Here is a 16,731-nt window from a genome sequence, read left to right on the forward strand (position 1 = left end):
TTGCGGCACAATCCCAAACTAAACAGCCGTTCAGAATACTACTAAATGCAGCTGATCGGTGTCGTTAAGTTTTGCATCAAACGCGCATTGTTTATCAGTTATCGCTCTGGTTAGTTTGACACGGCTTTATTCATCTGCACCGTCGGTTGCCTGGACCAGGCGTGCCGTTGGTCACGCTCGACAGCCTGCCAAATCAGCTCTAAGCCTGATTGCATCTGCGGGATTTGTTCCGATAGCGGTGACACAACTACATGTAAACGTTCGGGTAATTTCAGGTAGGCGGCTGCAAAGGTATAACCCGCACCAAAAGCCGTTAGCAGCAGGCGCTGCCCAGCCCTAACCCGCTGCTGCTGTATTGCTTCACAAACAGCAATAGGGATACTGGCCGCAGAGGTGTTGCCATAATGGCGGATGTTGCTGAAGACTTTGTCGTCATCCAGCCCCAGCTTGTCTGCCACGGCTTGTAAAATTCGCGCATTTGCCTGATGACCAATATAAAGAGCCAGCTGTGTTTGATCCACACAGGCTTGCGCCATCACCTGACGAGCGCTAAGCAGCATTGAACTTACGGCTTGCTTGAACACATCTTTACCATCAAATAAAAAGTTCAGAGATGGTGAGGTTTTCAGATAACGGTTATGACCGGCTCCATAGTCTGTCACCTTAATGGCCTCGTTGCCGCGACAGTCTCCGCCAATATGGGTACAAATCGCCCCCCCTGCTTGTTCATCGCGACACAGTAACAGCGCCCCCGCACCATCACCAAAAAGTATCGATGTAGCACGCTGCGACCAATTCTGGAACCAGCTTAGTCGCTCTGCCCCCACCAACAGAATCCTTCTATGTGCACCACTTTCAATCAGACTGGCCGCCAGATGCATGGCATATAAGAACCCGCCGCACGCCGCATTAAGATCAAAGCACGCGATATTCGCGCCCCCCAGTTTGGCCAACGTACGGCTGGCGGCACTGGGAACCAGAGTATCCGGAGTGGTGGTGCAAAGTATCAACAGATCCACTTCATGAATCCCAAGACCTGCGCAAGCTAAAGCATTACTGGCGGCCAGCGCCGCCATCTCTGACACCGGAAACGCCGATATTCGGCGTTCTTTAATGCCGGTCCGGGCAAAGATCCATTCATCATTGGTATCCAGAAACTGGCTCAAATCATCATTACTCAGACGACTGGCGGGCAGTGCCTTTCCCCACCCTAGCAGTGTTACGTGTTTATACATCTTGTCCCTGCATATCACAGCTCAAATCAAGAGGGTCAGGCTATCTCAGAGCTCGCACGAGATATGCCTTCAATCGCGCGTGCTGTGTTTTACAACGCGCGAATCAGCGCTCATCTCAATATGCGCGTTAATCAACAAGATTTGCCCGTCAGCTAGAAGAACACAGCAGCAGACAGGTTTTATATTGCCGTCGAAGTAATCAAAAGGAGAGACAGATGAGGAAAGTGATCGGCACATGCCTGTTATTGAGTTTTAGCAGCCTGACTCAAGCAGCGCTTATTCATTCAAGCACCCAGGTGCAGGGCAATAGCTTAATAGAAAGCTTCGATTTAGCACCAAATACAAGCATAACCATCAGAGACGAGGGCCTGCAGTTTAACAACTGGTTGAACATCGCCCTGATGCCAACATCTGCAGGTGCCAAAGGCACAGGCACTATTGGTATCGGTATGCCTAATATGGGTTTTGGCAATAATGGTACCTGGTATGGGAGTGATCCTGAGCGTGGGGGCTATTTGTTTCGTCATGAGTCCATGCGAAGACCCGAAAGCCAGGCAACTCGTTTTACCCTTAGCGGCCTTCATAGCTTTGTTGGTGCGGATTTTATCACTACTGCACGGGACGAAGTGAATGCTTTCGAAATTCGGGCTCTGGATCAAAATGCCAACCTGCTGGAGAGTTACCGTATTGATGCGTTGATGCCCTCAGGCGGGGAATTTCTGGGTATACAACGGGCACAAAACGATATCCGCTATTTCGAGTTTGTGAATCTGAATATCAATAGCCGCCCGACTACGGCACTGGACAATTTCAGAGTCAGTACCATGGTCATCGGTCAGATTGATGAACCTACCACCTGGTCTCTGCTTGCTTTGTCATTGCTGGCCATGGCTTCAACAGCAAAAACCAGGCGAAAAGCAAAATACTCTGAGAGCTAACTTGTAAGTCACGCTTGACAAAAATTGCCCGTTGTATGTCAGCCTTCTGTTGAAAGGGTTGCTACTTTGTCGGCGTTTTTCATTAGCTGCATTTTACCTAACACCACACATTCAGGAGACAAAGATGATTAAACGCTTATATAAAGCAGGATGGCTGAGTGCTTTACTGCTTACCAATGCCGCCCACGCCGCCATTATTAATATTGATTTTACCGCCAATGGCCAGGAAGCCACCCGTGCGGCTGAGATGTGGAATGCCGTTGCTTTTAACCAAAGTCGTTATGGTCTGACGGCAGAGAATGGCTCTGTTTATGAATTGGGTCTGCACTTAAGTGGTGGTCCGTCGTCTTTATTTCAGAGCAATCTTAGCGACCCGTTATTCGATACCGGTATTCAATCGAGTGATTCATCAATTCCTACTGAAATCTATATATTGGGCGATGTAATGGAGCAGATGAATAATTACCGGCTAAGAATTTTTGGCTCAGAGGATATGGATTTCAGCTTTAAACACCAATATGGGGAAAACCCTTACGGCTTTCATGTAGGCAATTCCTCGTACCACCCAACCTTATTGGGCAACGGTATGGCGGTGGTCGATATCGCCTCCCGTACTAGCGTTTATCTGAGTGAATTGATTCCACCGCTGCCACAATTGGGTTTCAAATTCCAACTATTTGCCGGCAGCATCAGCGGTATCAGTATTGAAGGCGATTTTGGTGAACCGCGCAGCCAGGCTGTACCTGAACCCACGCCAATCGCCTTATTGCTGGCCGGGCTGGGGCTGTTGGGCTTAGCTCGCATTCGCCTAAACAAACAGAAACCTTGAATCTGATTTGCTATCGGTCCGGAACGAAATCTCCGGACCGGTTGAGAACATCCGTCTATACAGACAAACAGGTAACGTGAAGCATATTCAATGTTCAGATTCAATCAGTGGCCTGAGCGGCACATAATCGTCGGTGGTCACATCCAGTAAAAAGTCTTGATAGTATTGCCAGTAGCGGCTGCGGCGCTGGGGGTCTTTTGGCACATACCAGCGCTGCATCATTGCCCGATAGGGCTGGCTGTCGCGCGACGCCAGCAATATGTTGTTGATCTGGGCAATCACGTTGTGCCCCCAGGCATTATCTGCACAGGTAACTGCAGCCCGACCAATAGCAAACGGCAGTTCTTCAATTTGCGCACAATCAAAGCCGTGCTCAAATTGCCCATTTTGCTGTAGATAACGCACCGTGGAACAAAGCTCAATGGTGTAGCCGGCCCGGCCTTTATCCAACATATGCAATATACCTTCACTTAAGGACTGCCCAGCCCGGGTTTGGTAGTGCACACCAGGCTTAAAGTTGGCCAATATTCTGTCAAGCTGCTGATAAGGCCGTCCGACAGCAAGCAACAATGCACCGGGTTGGTCACTTAACAATTGGCCTAGTGATAAGGTTGTCGGTGCCACTTGGTTACTCAACCTGACACTGACCAGACTATAAGAGAAGTAAATATTGGTGGGTAAACTAATGCTGTTACGGCTGTCAGTCTGTGCATCATAATCAGAATTTACCGTACATACGGCTTTGCCCTGTTCAAGATCGGCATATAAACGTGCGGCATTGACCAGTAAAGACTTGTGCTGGTAGCCAGACAGTCGCGCTTGTATAAACTGTTGAATATCGTCGCCCAGCCCCTGCCCTTTAAAGGGACCGTTAACAATGGTATAGGGTGGGAAGTCCAGCTTGTACCAGTTAAGTGGGGTGTTTGGCTCGGCCAGCACAGAGGTTACGCCAGTGCAGGCCAGTAACACCAGGGTCAGTACTCCACGCAACACAAATTCCAACCGCTTTCAATTCAATGACCTTAGCTGAAAAACCACCGACATGTATAGCCAAACCACCTTAGGCCGTACACAAAAAAATTTCTTGCCCCTGTCGAATCGGACATACCTGTAACGACTAGCTCGCAGAACAGCCATTTTGGTTGTCTGAATAACCTTATGTATGGAGAGTCTCGTGTCAAAAATGATCTTTGTTAATCTGCCGGTTTCCGACCTTAACGCATCCATGGCCTTCTATCAGGCGCTGGGCTTTGACAATAACCCGCATTTCACTGACGAAACAGCAGCCTGCATGGTCTGGAGTGAATCTATTCACGTGATGCTGCTAACACATGATAAGTGGCGGCATTTTACCTCCCGGCCAATCCCATCCAAAGATTCAAGTGAGGTAATGCTGGCACTGTCCTGTGACAGCCAGGACGCCGTGGATAGCATGAACCATGTTGCAGCAACAAAGGGCGGTACAGCCGATATTAATCCCAAACAAGAACTGGGCTTTATGTACAGTCGGGCACTGGCTGACCTCGATGGCCATGTGTGGGAGGCTGTATGGATGGATCCTGCGGCCATACCGCCACAGAGTTAACGAGCTTGAGCGAAACTGGCCATCCACCGGATAAGGTGGATGGCAAGGCTATCCTTCTGTTTAGTCGGCCTTCTTTGGCAACAATCTGGCAGAGTGCTGCAAATATGCCCTGGCTTTGATTCTGACCAACTCCGTTTTAGCCTGCTCTGAGCCAACGTGCACTTCTTCCAGCGTTTCAGCCAAGTTGCCAAGCTCCAGATCCAGACGCTGCAAGGCATTTTCCAGGCTGTATGTCAGTTCATGTACCAACACCATATCCTCGATAGTCAGCTCAGCCTTGTTAACCACTTGTTGTAATTTGGCATTGTAAAGATCAAGATTTTGCAGCGCCTGTTCCAGACTTTCGGCACTTTGACCGTGATAATGATCAGGTCTTGTCTCTGCACTTGCCAGTGTGGAACACATTAACATCGCCATTCCAGCGGCTAACCTTTTGTATTGCATGGGTAATCCTTTCTATAGTTGAAGGCCAACCATGCTATTAATAACCATTATCATTTGCAAGTTGAATTATGGGACTTACAAGCTGTAACAAAAACCCACAATATTTAACCTGCAATCTACTCAGCAACTGCCTAGGCTAAGTTTCGGGGCTTAAACGCAATCGGGGGATAAATGAAATACCTGCTAATTATTTTCGCACTGCTGAGCCTGGCGGGTTGCAGTAACAGAGCGGTCTATGAAAACCTGCAAACCAATAAACGCCATGCCTGCTTGAAGGTGCCACAACCAGACTATGAAAAATGTATGGAAGGCATGGACAAAAGTTACCAGCAATACGAACAAGAACGCCAGGCAGCGTTAGAAAAGCCTTAACATCCACACTGCCAGGGAGTCGGCCCTATGCGCAACATACTGTTATTGATCAGTTCTATCTTATCTGCATCAACGTTAGCCAATCCGTCACCACCGGCGTGGCTGACACAAGGCCCTTATGTAGACAGTGACAATTTTGCCATCTCAGTGCCATTGGATGAGGTTGCCGGTAAGCTCTATGTCAACGTAAAGATTGGCGGCCAGGATAAACGTTTTGTATTTGATACCGGCTCTCCTTCCATGCTAAGTCGTGAACTGGCTGAGCAATTAAATCTACCAGTAGTCGATACACGGCAGGGCAAAGATGCGCACGGCACAGTGGTGCAGACCCAGATCATGCAGGCAGACCTGACACTGGCGGACCTAACGTTTAATAAAGTGCCAGTGTATGTCGCCGACTTCCCCCATACGGCAAAGTGCTTGTTTGACGGCGTACTGGGCTCCGAATTGCTGCCACTTTGCCTGTGGCAAATCGATACACCAGGCAAGGCCCTACGCTGTCACAGTCAGCCTCAAACCCTGAATCATCTTAACAAGGCACAGAAGCTAACCCTGCATAACTTTGGTTACCCGCATATGCCAATTCTGGACATCCAGTTTAGCAAGCATGCCAGCAGCAAAGCCATGTTTGATACCGGCTCGGCAGAATACCTGACCCTTTCCCCTCAGGACTTCGACGGGGCCAATCGCAATCAGGCCATCGTCAAAGTGACGGCAGGCCATGGTTCTTTGGGCGGCTCATTAGGCGGGCAAGCAGCGGTTGATGCTCAGCGTCTTGCCGGCGTAAAAACCTTGCAATTGGGTGAACTTGTGCTCGACAACCTGCAGGCCCCCGTGCGAGAACACGCGCCCAGTTTACTGGGCTCGGCGCTGCTCAGGCATTTTATCATTACCCTGGACAGTAAAAACCAAGCCGCCTATTTCAAAGAGTATCAGCAAGGTCCTTACAGCAAAGAGGGATACGGCTTTGCATTGAGCTTTGAATCGCTATCGCAGAATACTCAATCCTATGCGCCCCAGCCTTCTATTTCGCTGGTCTGGCAGGACTCGCCTGCGGCTAAAGCCGGCTTGAAAGTCGGGCAAAAGGTTAGCGCTATAGATGGCATGGCATTAAATGGCAGTTGTGACAACCTGCGCCAAACTCAGCAGTTACTGTCAGAAAGCGAGCAACTGACATTGACCCTGGAGCGGCAAGAGATAAAGTTACAAAAAGCAGCACGGTGATAACTCTCGAAGTCAAAGTCTGAGGTAAATCAAAGTCTTGTCCTGCGGTTCAAGCTATTATGTTTAGATTGATTAAAGGTACTCACAGTTGGACTTTATGCGCGTGATTCTGTTGGCGTGGCTGCTATTAAACACACCCTTTGGCCATGCGAAGACCACAGTCCTTCTGGCGGCGGAAAGCAGTTGGCCGCCCTTTGCCAAACCTTCAGCCAGAGAAACAATGCTTATATTAGTTAAAGGCTTACGCCTGCTGCGTAATGCCCCGTCACTTCATCCCTGATTATCGGTTGCGACAAAAAAATGCAGATTAAACCTTACTCTTATCCCATTACTGGCACGCTGATGAAACTGCTGCTGGAAGCCGATCCTGATAGCAAGGCCGTTGATGCCTATCTGAAAGACGCCCGGGTATTTGTCGCATCTCAGCAGGCTGAGCCTGTCGGTATCGCCGTTTTACAAACCAGCGAGGATAGGGCTGAACTTAAAAATATTGCCGTTTGCCAGCATCACCGTGGTCAGGGTTTGGCCAAGCAGTTAATTGTGACGGTAAAGCAAGCCGCCAGCCAACTTGGCTATAGCAGCTTGCATGTAGGTACAGGTAACTCCAGTCTGTCTCAGCTTGCCCTTTACCAGAAATGTGGATTTCGTATGGAGTGCATCAAAAAGGATTTCTTTTCGACCTATCCGCAACCTATTTATGAAAATGGTATTCGTTGCCTGGATTTAGTGATGTTGCGAGCGCCCCTTTAAGCCATATTTGCAATCAGGAAGTCAACAGCACTTTTTCCGCTATCGGGTCAACATACTGGCGATAAAACACAGCAGAGCTAACAAAATACCGATAAAAGGGATCCTGAACCAATACAGCTTGCCCAGTACAACATAGCCACACAACATAATCAGGCCAACACAGGGCAAAAAATCGGCCTGAAACAACAGGGGTTGCCCCTTTAATGAAAGATAGCCAAACACCAGACCAAATAGCATGGCGCCCAGGCTATGACTTGCATTGAAACCCAGCCAGGCATTCCACATCGTGGTTTCCCGCGTAATAACCGGCGAAACCCTGGCCATGGCGTGTTTCAACTCATCGTCACGAGGAGTCAGTTTGGGCCCCACAAAGGTGTAAGCCAAATGCACGGCCCCTAGTAAAAACATGATGCTGGCGCTGGCCAACATAAAAACGACAGTCATTGGTTTTGCTTCCTTATACGACACATCTACCTGACACTGGCAGCCAGACCATTAAAGGGTTTGGTAATAGATAGTTTTGTTGGAGAGTCCGAAAACTCATAGAAAATGACGATTTCAGACTTATATATCAGACTGGCGCCACAACACGCCAGAATCGCTGTATAGAAGGATTCAGCTTGCTGGATATCATTGCTGCCGAGCGTTATATGTGAAATCACGCTGCTTGCTTTCCTTATTGGTTGTCTCAAAAATAAGCACGACCATCCGCACAATGGGTCAACTCAGACCTCTCAAATTCTCGGTAACACCGCCATGAGCTAAACTGATTTCCCAAACAATGTTATCAAAATGAGTCTGCAAACAAAAAAGGGCAAGTCACACTGGACTTACCCTATTGTTATCGCTACTGCGGGCAGCAAAAAAGCAGTTAGCCCACCTTTTTGCTGGCAGGAAAAGTCGGTACAGGCTGGCCGGCCATATCCTGCACTACACGCATAACCTGGCAACTGTAGCCAAATTCATTGTCGTACCATACGTATAAGGTCGCTCTGTCGCCAGCAACGATAGTGGCTTGGGAGTCCACCACAGAGGCAAAACGCGAGCCGACCAAATCGCTGGACACCAGCTCAGTGGATGCGGTGTAGTCAATCTGGTGCTGTAAATCGGAGAACAGCGCCGTTTTGCGCAGAAACTCGTTGATTTCGTCCCGATCTGTCCCCTTACCCAGATTCAGATTCAAGATAGCCAGCGAAACATTAGGCGTGGGTACCCGAATGGCGTTGCCCGTGAGTTTACCTGCCAGTTTAGGGTACGCCTTGGCGACCGCTTTGGCCGCACCGGTTTCGGTAATCACCATATTCAGTGGCGCAGCACGACCTCGGCGTTCGGCCTTGTGGAAGTTATCGATCAGGTTCTGGTCATTGGTATAGGAATGCACGGTTTCCACATGACCATTTTCAATGCCGTAATGCTCATCCAGGGCTTTCAGCACTGGGGTAATAGCATTGGTGGTACAGCTTGCCGCTGACAAAATATAATCGGTCGCTTCAATATCAGCATGGTTTACGCCATGTACAATATTTTTGATATCGCCTTTGCCTGGGGCCGTCAGCAGCACTTTTTTCGCCCCTTTGGACTGCAGATGCTGAGACAAACCATCACGATCACGCCACATACCGGTGTTATCAATAACAATGGCATTGTTAATACCGTACTGTTGATAATCCACTTCGGCCGGGCTGTTGGCGTAAATGACCTGAATATAGGCACCGTTGGCTTTCAGCGCATTACGCTCGTGGTCGATGGTGATACTGCCGTTAAATGGCCCATGCACGGAATCACGGCGTAACAGGCTGGCACGTTTTTCCAAATCGCCCTCTTTGCCACCGCGCACAACAATGGCACGCAGGCGTAGTTTATTGTTTTTGCCATGACGCTCGATTAACAGGCGGGCCAGCAAGCGACCAATACGGCCAAAACCATACAGCACCACATCCTGCGGAGCATGATCATCATCGCGGTCGAGTATGTCAGCCAGCTCATCACGCAGGTAAGTTTCCACGTCACGGCCTTTAGCGGCATCACCATAGTGGTAGTTATACGCCAGTTTACCTAAATCAATCTGTGCTGGCGCCAGCTTCATCCGGCTCATAACGTCCAGCAGTGGCCAGCTTTCACGCAGACGCAGCTTTTCACCAGTGTGCAAACGCACGCTACGATGGGCTTTTATGATATCAATGCTGTTGGCGCCAAGCAGCGGGCGACCATACAGGGTTATCTCAACAGCGCTATCGCGATGCAGTTTGCCCAGTAAAGGCTGCATTTTCTCGGCGAATTCCTGCCGTTCCTGCCAGCTATTGAGTAACGCTTCTTCATGTTGGTGATTCATGCACTCGACCTTTGCAACTAAATGGGTTGTAGGGTTGTGTTTGACAAGGGCTTCTTGTATTCCGGCTCAATATTCCATTGGCTTGGGTGGCCTGCGACTTGGCAATGTCAAAAACGGCCGCTATTTTAAAGAAACACAGGACTGTCGCCAAATTGTGCTAAAGTTTCAGCTTTAAGCAAAACGGCTGATTTATTGGGAAATTATCGGTAAACTTTCTTCATTTTGCTGGAGTGAATATGGGCAGATATACGCCCTTGCTGCTGATCGTCTTGGCATTGACCGGTTGTGATAGGTTCAATCAGATAAACGTAAAGGATATCTGTGCCCAGCATCCGCAGATGTGCAGCGACTTAAATCCTGACGGTTGGTGCCGGGCGGAAAAAGCCAACATCATCAAACACCGTTTTGAACAAAGCCACAGCCCAACGGATAAGTTAAACTACGACTTGCTGCTGGACTTTGAGCGTTACAAAAAGTGTATTGCCAAGGCCTCGCAAATCGAGCACATCAAGCTCAAAGAAAAGAAAACAGAGCGGGTTAAAGGACTACTGACCGCCGAACGCGAGTTAAAACGTTTGGCAAGAGATACCCGCGACTCTATGTCCCCTCACCTGCTTTACTACCACTGGTCGAGGTTTCATAACGATGAAGCGCTAAAACACTTCCTAGAATACGAAAAAACCAACCAACTGCAGTACCCCGAAATGCAGGTTGCCCTGGCCACCTATTACATAAAGTTTGATCGTCCCAAAACCATACAGTTGCTCTACCATGCCCTGGAATTGTACAAAGAAGGCGATGAGGTGGACCCGGAAATTTTTCGCAGCCTCACCAGTCTGTTTATGAAAGAAGAACAACTGGACTGGGCATATTTGTGGGGGTATGCCGGTCGCGAATTTGGCGTTGAAGACCTGGACCTAACCAGTCTTGAGGCCCTGTTACAAAAGCAGTCCAGACAGCTCAAACCGATTCGGGAAAAAGCCGATGCCTATGTAGATATGATTGAAGAGGGTCGCTTTGTCGCACCACTTTAGCGGCAAAACTCGCTGATTTCTGAAAGCCACTTTCAGAAAAAAATCATAAAAAAAGCCAGCGGATGCTGGCTTTTTGCTACTTTTTACCAAATTAGCGCTTAATCGCCACCTGAGGTTGCCCTTGCATACTCCATTCAACATGGAATTTTTTACCTTGCGGCTTATCTACCCGTTCAAAGGTATGAGCACCAAAGTAATCACGCTGCCCTTGTAACAGGTTTGCTGGTAACACCGCGCAACGGTAAGAATCATAATAGTTTAATGCCGATGACATGGCAGCACAGGGGATCCCCATCAGTGTCGCGTCCGCCACAGCCTGACGCCAATTGCCCTGGAAAGACTGGATCTGGCTGGCAAAAAACGGATCCAGCAACAAATTGGCCAGATTGTCGTTCTGCTCGTAGGCCTGGGTAATAGATTGCAGGAAAACCGCACGAATGATGCAACCGGCCCGCCAAATTTTGGCAATCTGGGCAAAATCCAGCTTCCAGTTCTGCTCTTTGCTGGCCATCGCCATCAGCTGAAAGCCCTGTGCATAGGCACAAATCTTTGAACAATACAGCGCATCATGCAGGTTTTGCACAGCACGTTGCTTTTGCTCTGCACTGAGTGTTACAGGGGCAGGGCCTTTGAGCACTTCTGCCGCTTTAGTACGCTCACCTTTAAGGCTGGAGATACTGCGGGCAAACACCGCCTGAGTAATAGTTTGTGCCGGACTGCCTACTTGCAAGGCACTGACCGCTGTCCATAAGCCCGTGCCCTTTTGCCCGGCTTTGTCGAGGATCATGTCTACCAGCGGCTGGCCGGTTTCTTCGTCGACTTTGTCCAGTACTTCGGCGCTGATTTCTATCAGATAACTGTTCAGCAAACCGGCATTCCATTGACGGAAGGTATCGGCAATTTCTGCCGCCTGCATGCCCAGTCCATCACGCATAATCTGATAGGCTTCGCAGATAAGCTGCATATCGGCATATTCGATGCCGTTATGCACCATTTTCACATAATGACCGGCCCCTACCGGCCCAATATAGGCCGCGCACGGTTCACCTTGCTTGACCGGCTGGCCGGGGATATGGGATTCAATGGGCTTGCCGGACGCTGGATCGACTTTAGCCGCAATGGCTTCCCAAACCGGCTTGATTCTGGTCCAGGCATAAGGATCGCCCGATGGCATCAATGACGGCCCAAATCTGGCGCCGACTTCGCCACCGGAGACGGCGGTGGAAAAGAAAATAAACTTGCCTTTATAGTGCTTTTCCCGCTCGACCGAGTCTGTCCACAGACTGTTTCCAGTATCCACCACAATATCATCGGCGCCAATACCTGCGTCGATTAAATGGTGACAAACATGGTCTACGGGTTCACCGGCCGGAACAGATAAAACAATCAGACAGGGCTTTTTTAACTTGGCCAGCAGCTCGGTGTAAGAATGACAGCCCACGACCCTGGGACTTTGCCCATTACGCTCTTTCTCGTCTTGCGCGATAATAGCGTCTATCTTGGTCTGATCCAGGTCGAAACAGGCAATACGGTAGTCATTGTCGGCCAGATTCAGGGTCAGGTTTTTCCCCATCACCCCCAAACCGATAAAACCAATGTCGCAAAGTGCGGTGTCTTGCTGCATGTGTCATGTCCCGTTGTCAGTGGTGGGCGCTGGCGCCCCGGAAAAATTGGCGGCGATTATACACAGTCCTGCTCAGCTTGTAACTTTCACACCGCAAGAATAGTCATTGCCACTCATATAAAACACAAAGACTTTTATACGCCAGCTCAAAGCTGTTCAGCATACTAAATGGTGGCATCTGTGCCGGATGGTCATAACGCGTGTCCACCAGCAGTCGCCAGCAGGCTTTGCAACCCGGCAGTTGAAAGGTAATGTCATGATCGCTGGCATTGAATAGAATCAGCCAGTGTTCCGCCTGAGCTCCTTCACCTTTAAGCTCAACGGCAAATGCCTGATTATTGGCGTCATGCCAGTCATCTTCCACCTTACGGGCACCGTCTGGTCGGTACCAACCCACTTTAGCCACATTGAACTGCAAGCTGTAATTGTCATCGTGCAAATTCAGATAACTTAGCAATTCACTGTTTTTCCGCACCGCTATCATATGTTTACAAAACGCCAGAAAATCCTGTTTACGCCTGGTCAGGTCCCAGTTAAACCAACTGATATCGTTATCCTGGCAATAGGCATTGTTGTTGCCCTGTTGGGTGCGGCTTAGCTCATCGCCCCCCAACATATGTGGAATGCCCTGCGACAGCATCAGTGTGGCAAATAAATTGCGCTTCTGTCGCTCACGTAAGGCCACAATCTGCTTGTCACGACTGGGCCCTTCTACGCCATAATTGGCAGACAGGTTATGGCCGTGCCCATCGCGATTATTTTCCAGATTGGCGTCATTGTGCCGTTCTGCGTAGCTGACCAGATCCTGTAAGGTAAAACCGTCATGGTAGGTAAGCATATTGACCGAACTGGTAATCGCTCTGATGTCTTTGTGAAAAATGTCCCTTGAGCCAAGCAAACGGGTGGCAAAATCGCTGGTCAGGCCCTTATCACCCCGCCAGAACGCCCGTACCTGATCACGGTACTTGTCATTGCATTCATGCCAATGGGACGGAAACTGGCCCAGACGATAACCACCAATACCTAAATCCCAGGGCTCGGCAATCAGCTTCACATTTGACAAAACCGGGTCCTGACGTAAGGCGCGGAAAAATCCTGACTGACCACTGAACTCGTAAGGATCCCGTCCCAAACTGGCAGCAAGGTCAAAACGAAAGCCGTCCACCCCCATCACCTGCACCCAGTAACGTAGGGCATCCATCACCAGTTTCATGACAAAAGGATGGGCAGTATTGACCGAATTGCCACAGCCGGAATTATTCAGATAGCGCCGGTAATCAGGAATGCCAAATTCGTTGTGTTCAAACAGATAAAACGCCTGATTATCAAAGCCCTTAAACGACAAGATAGGGCCATCCAGGCCGCCTTCTGCGGTGTGGTTAAATACGACATCCAGAATCACTTCGATGCCGGCACAGTGCAGCTCATGCACCATAGTGCGAAACTCTTGCACAGGATCATCAATAGCGTAACGCGGGTCCGGGCAAAAATAATTAATGCTGTTATAGCCCCAGTAGTTGGTCAGGCCCTTATTGGTGATAAATGGCTCAGGCATAAAAGCCATGACCGGCATCAACTGGATGGCAGTGACGCCCAGTGCATTAAGGTGTTCCAGTATGACGGGTTCACACACCCCCAGAAACTTGCCCTGTTTCGCCTTAGGCACCTGCGGATGTTGCTGCGTCAGACCTTTTACATGTACCTCATACAGAATGGTTTCGGCATCGCTGTAATCCGGCTTTTCGTCGGTAGTTAACGGCGGCAGTGGATCACAGACAATGGCCTTGGGGATCATAAACTGGCTGTCATCCCGATACTGCCGGGCATTCCATACCAGCGGACGATTGAGGCGACGCGCATAAGGGTCAATCAAGAGTTTTTCGGGGGTAAAGCAATGCCCGGTGTCGACCCTGGATGGGCCATGCACACGGTAGCCATACAGTTGTCCGGCTTGTATCCCTTCAATATGCCCATGCCAAATCTTGCCGGTTTTAGCCGGCAGGTCAATTTCCAGCAGTGGCTCTTCGGTATCAGCATGAAACAGGCAAAGTACCACACGCTCGGCATTAGGCGCGTGTACGGCAAAATTACAGCCACTTGCGGTAGGCACAGCGCCCAAAGGTTTGGGCAGCCCGCAGCTTACCAGTTGTGAAGAAATCTCAGTCGATTTGCTCATAGATCAAGTAGAGTGTTGCCAGAGGCGGTAAATCAATTTGCACAGAATGGGGTTTGCCATGCCAGGTTTGTTGCTCGCTGACATAGGCCACCTTGTCAGAGTATCCACTGCCCCAATACTGGGCGTCATCACTGTTTAATAACACCTTGTAGTGACCTGCATCTGTCACACCCATGCGAAACCCCTGATGGGGTACCGGGGTAAAATTACATATCACATAGATTTTCTGGCGGCTGTCCAGACTCTTGCGTACAAAGGCCAGTATACTTTGCTCACTGTTCTGATGATCAACCCACTCAAAACCCGTTGCGGCATGGTCACACTGATGCAGCGCGGGATACTGGCAGTACAATCGGTTCAGTGATTGATACAACAACTGAATCCCCTGGTGTTTATCATAATCCAGCAAATGCCATTGTACCGAGCTGTCATGATTCCATTCACTGCTCTGGCCGATTTCATTGCCCATAAAATTCAGTTTTTTGCCGGGATGCCCGTACATAAAGGCCGCGTAACAACGCAGATTGGCTGCCTGCTGCCACTCGTCGCCCGGCATTTTTCGCAGCAGCGAACCTTTACCATGCACGACTTCGTCATGGGATATCGGCAAAATGAAGCTTTCGTCATAGGCATACACCATGGAAAACGTCAGTTCATTATGGTGATAACGCCGATATGCCGGATCTTTGGCAATATAATGCAGAGAGTCGTGCATCCAGCCCATATTCCACTTAAAGCCAAACCCCAAGCCCCCTTCGAACACGGGCCGGGATACTTTGGCAAAAGAAGTGGACTCCTCGGCAATGGTCATGGCTAAAGGGAAACGACGGTAGGCTTCTTCGTTCATCCAACGTAACAGGCTGATGGCCTCATAGTTGTGATTGCCGCCATCCACATTGGGGATCCACTCACCGTCCTTACGGGAATAATCCAGATACAACATGGAGGCCACCGCATCAACGCGCAGGCCATCAATATGAAACTTGTCGAGCCAATACAAGGCACTGGCGACCAGAAACTGCCGTACCTCATTTTTACCAAAATCATAAATGCACGAGTCCCAGTCAGGATGCCAGCCCTTACGCGGATCCTCGTATTCATACACATGCGTACCGTCGAATCTGGCTAAGCCGTGACCGTCCTCGGGAAAATGGGCCGGCACCCAGTCGATAATGACACCAATACCGTGCTGATGGCATTGATCAACAAAGTATTTAAAATCATCCGGGTTGCCAAAACGACTGGTAGGGGCAAACAATCCCACCGGCTGATAACCCCAGGACCCATCAAAAGGGTGTTCCGACACAGGTAGGATTTCCAGATGGGTGTAGCCCATTTCAACAACGTAAGGCAGCAGAACGCTGGCCAGTTCCCGGTAACTTAAAAACACACTGCCATTGTCAGATAACTTGCGTCGCCAGGAGCCAAGGTGTACCTCGTAAATACTCATAGGCTGATGGTACGGATCCCAGCCCTGGCGACTCATCCAGGCCTCATCCTGCCATGTGTATTTTGCATGCTCATACACGACAGAGGCATGGGACGGATACTGCTCAGCCTGAAAACCAACAGGGTCAGCCTTATGTGGTAACGAATTACCTTGCCTGTCCTTAAGCGCATACTTATAGCGGGTACCGGCTGCGATTCCCGGTACAAACAAGACCCAGTACCCCAGGCTGGTTTTCTGCATAGGATGGGCAGTATCATTCCACCAGTTAAAATCACCAATAACAGACACCGCCAAGGCATTAGGTGCATACACCGCAAACCGGGTGCCACGAATCGTCTTATCTAAGCCAACATCCAGTTCAAGCAGTTGCGCCCCCAATTGTTGGTAAACATTCTGCGGGTCGTGATCAACAAAATGTACCGCATGGTAGGCCTGTTCTTTGAACTGGTAAGGATCAATACGTTCGAATTTGCCATCCAGCGTAGTGATCTCCAGCGCATAAAGTGGAACCTGCTGGTACTGAGGTAAGACAAGTTCAAATAGCGCCGAACCACTTTGCTGCTGCATATGGCCAAGGTGTTTGCCACTTGCCAGCTCGAGCACACTGACATCTGTGGCCCCAGGTAACCAGGCCCTTATCCACCCTCCGGACTGATCCTGCCCCGGTCCGAGTAAATTAAAAGGCTCTGCACATCGCGCTGCTTGTAGGACATCTAACTGCATGGATTCTCTGCTTAT

The 16,731-nt window shown here is 49.6% G+C and carries 15 protein-coding genes; 7 read left to right on the forward strand and 8 right to left on the reverse strand.

Annotated elements, in window-relative coordinates; translation table 11 throughout:
• Positions 1 to 110: 110 nt before the first annotated feature.
• On the reverse strand, positions 111 to 1,235 hold the full coding sequence (locus CSR04_RS14440; protein ID WP_102797005.1) for a beta-ketoacyl-ACP synthase III: 1,125 nt from the start codon (positions 1,233 to 1,235) through the stop codon (positions 111 to 113).
• A gap of 215 nt (positions 1,236 to 1,450) precedes the next feature.
• Here CSR04_RS14440 and CSR04_RS14445 point away from each other — a divergent pair, with 215 nt between their 5' ends.
• Together CSR04_RS14445 and CSR04_RS14450 are read left to right on the forward strand one after the other, a co-directional pair.
• Entirely contained in the window at positions 1,451 to 2,173 is a 723-nt protein-coding gene (locus CSR04_RS14445; RefSeq protein ID WP_102797006.1) for a hypothetical protein, read from the forward strand.
• Positions 2,174 to 2,297: 124 nt separating this feature from the next.
• Complete coding sequence (locus CSR04_RS14450) at positions 2,298 to 3,002, forward strand: PEP-CTERM sorting domain-containing protein (RefSeq protein ID WP_102797007.1); 705 nt, start codon at positions 2,298 to 2,300, stop codon at positions 3,000 to 3,002.
• Between the two features lie 87 nt (positions 3,003 to 3,089).
• Here the strand turns inward: CSR04_RS14450 and CSR04_RS14455 are convergent, their stop codons facing one another.
• Positions 3,090 to 3,992, reverse strand: a complete 903-nt coding sequence (locus CSR04_RS14455) for a hypothetical protein (RefSeq protein WP_102797008.1) — start codon at positions 3,990 to 3,992, stop codon at positions 3,090 to 3,092.
• A gap of 193 nt (positions 3,993 to 4,185) precedes the next feature.
• On the opposite strand from CSR04_RS14455, the gene CSR04_RS14460 reads away from it, so the two are divergent.
• Positions 4,186 to 4,587, forward strand: a complete 402-nt coding sequence (locus tag CSR04_RS14460) for a VOC family protein (protein WP_342751396.1) — start codon at positions 4,186 to 4,188, stop codon at positions 4,585 to 4,587.
• 60 nt (positions 4,588 to 4,647) lie between these two features.
• Here the strand turns inward: CSR04_RS14460 and CSR04_RS14465 are convergent, their stop codons facing one another.
• Positions 4,648 to 5,031, reverse strand: coding sequence for a DUF6746 family protein (locus CSR04_RS14465; protein WP_102797010.1), 384 nt, complete (start codon positions 5,029 to 5,031; stop codon positions 4,648 to 4,650).
• A 171-nt stretch (positions 5,032 to 5,202) separates the two neighbouring features.
• On the opposite strand from CSR04_RS14465, the gene CSR04_RS14470 reads away from it, so the two are divergent.
• The 3 genes from CSR04_RS14470 to CSR04_RS14485 all read left to right on the forward strand — a co-directional run bounded on the left by CSR04_RS14470 (position 5,203) and on the right by CSR04_RS14485 (position 7,377).
• Complete coding sequence (locus tag CSR04_RS14470; RefSeq protein WP_102797011.1) at positions 5,203 to 5,403, forward strand: hypothetical protein; 201 nt, start codon at positions 5,203 to 5,205, stop codon at positions 5,401 to 5,403.
• A 27-nt stretch (positions 5,404 to 5,430) separates the two neighbouring features.
• A complete protein-coding gene (locus CSR04_RS14475) occupies positions 5,431 to 6,627 on the forward strand; it encodes a retropepsin-like aspartic protease (protein ID WP_102797012.1) in 1,197 nt (398 codons plus the stop codon).
• Positions 6,628 to 6,927: 300 nt separating this feature from the next.
• Positions 6,928 to 7,377, forward strand: a complete 450-nt coding sequence (locus tag CSR04_RS14485) for a GNAT family N-acetyltransferase (RefSeq protein ID WP_102797014.1) — start codon at positions 6,928 to 6,930, stop codon at positions 7,375 to 7,377.
• Positions 7,378 to 7,416: 39 nt separating this feature from the next.
• Here CSR04_RS14485 and CSR04_RS14490 read toward each other — a convergent pair whose 3' ends face one another.
• Both CSR04_RS14490 and CSR04_RS14500 read right to left on the reverse strand, forming a co-directional pair.
• Positions 7,417 to 7,821, reverse strand: a complete 405-nt coding sequence (locus CSR04_RS14490; RefSeq protein ID WP_102797015.1) for an LIC_13387 family protein — start codon at positions 7,819 to 7,821, stop codon at positions 7,417 to 7,419.
• A gap of 427 nt (positions 7,822 to 8,248) precedes the next feature.
• Entirely contained in the window at positions 8,249 to 9,709 is a 1,461-nt protein-coding gene (locus CSR04_RS14500) for a glyceraldehyde-3-phosphate dehydrogenase (RefSeq protein ID WP_102797017.1), read from the reverse strand.
• 236 nt (positions 9,710 to 9,945) lie between these two features.
• Between CSR04_RS14500 and CSR04_RS14505 the strand changes: the two genes are divergently transcribed.
• The gene (locus CSR04_RS14505; RefSeq protein WP_102797018.1) at positions 9,946 to 10,743 is read left to right on the forward strand and encodes a DUF2989 domain-containing protein; all 798 of its coding nucleotides are present in this window, start codon (positions 9,946 to 9,948) and stop codon (positions 10,741 to 10,743) included.
• Positions 10,744 to 10,834: 91 nt separating this feature from the next.
• Here the strand turns inward: CSR04_RS14505 and gndA are convergent, their stop codons facing one another.
• The 3 genes from gndA to glgB form a co-directional block, all read right to left on the reverse strand.
• Positions 10,835 to 12,367, reverse strand: a complete 1,533-nt coding sequence (gene gndA, locus CSR04_RS14510) for an NADP-dependent phosphogluconate dehydrogenase (protein WP_102797019.1) — start codon at positions 12,365 to 12,367, stop codon at positions 10,835 to 10,837.
• Positions 12,368 to 12,470: 103 nt separating this feature from the next.
• Positions 12,471 to 14,543: a glycogen debranching protein GlgX gene (glgX, locus tag CSR04_RS14515; RefSeq protein ID WP_102797020.1), complete on the reverse strand. Its 2,073-nt coding sequence runs from the start codon at positions 14,541 to 14,543 to the stop codon at positions 12,471 to 12,473.
• A complete protein-coding gene (gene glgB, locus CSR04_RS14520; RefSeq protein ID WP_102797021.1) occupies positions 14,527 to 16,716 on the reverse strand; it encodes a 1,4-alpha-glucan branching protein GlgB in 2,190 nt (729 codons plus the stop codon). Before glgB ends, glgX begins: the two co-directional genes overlap by 17 nt.
• Positions 16,717 to 16,731: the final 15 nt, after the last annotated feature.

Origin of the sequence: Bowmanella denitrificans, from assembly GCF_002887595.1 — a bacterium.
Classification (GTDB): Bacteria; Pseudomonadota; Gammaproteobacteria; order Enterobacterales; family Alteromonadaceae; genus Bowmanella; species Bowmanella denitrificans.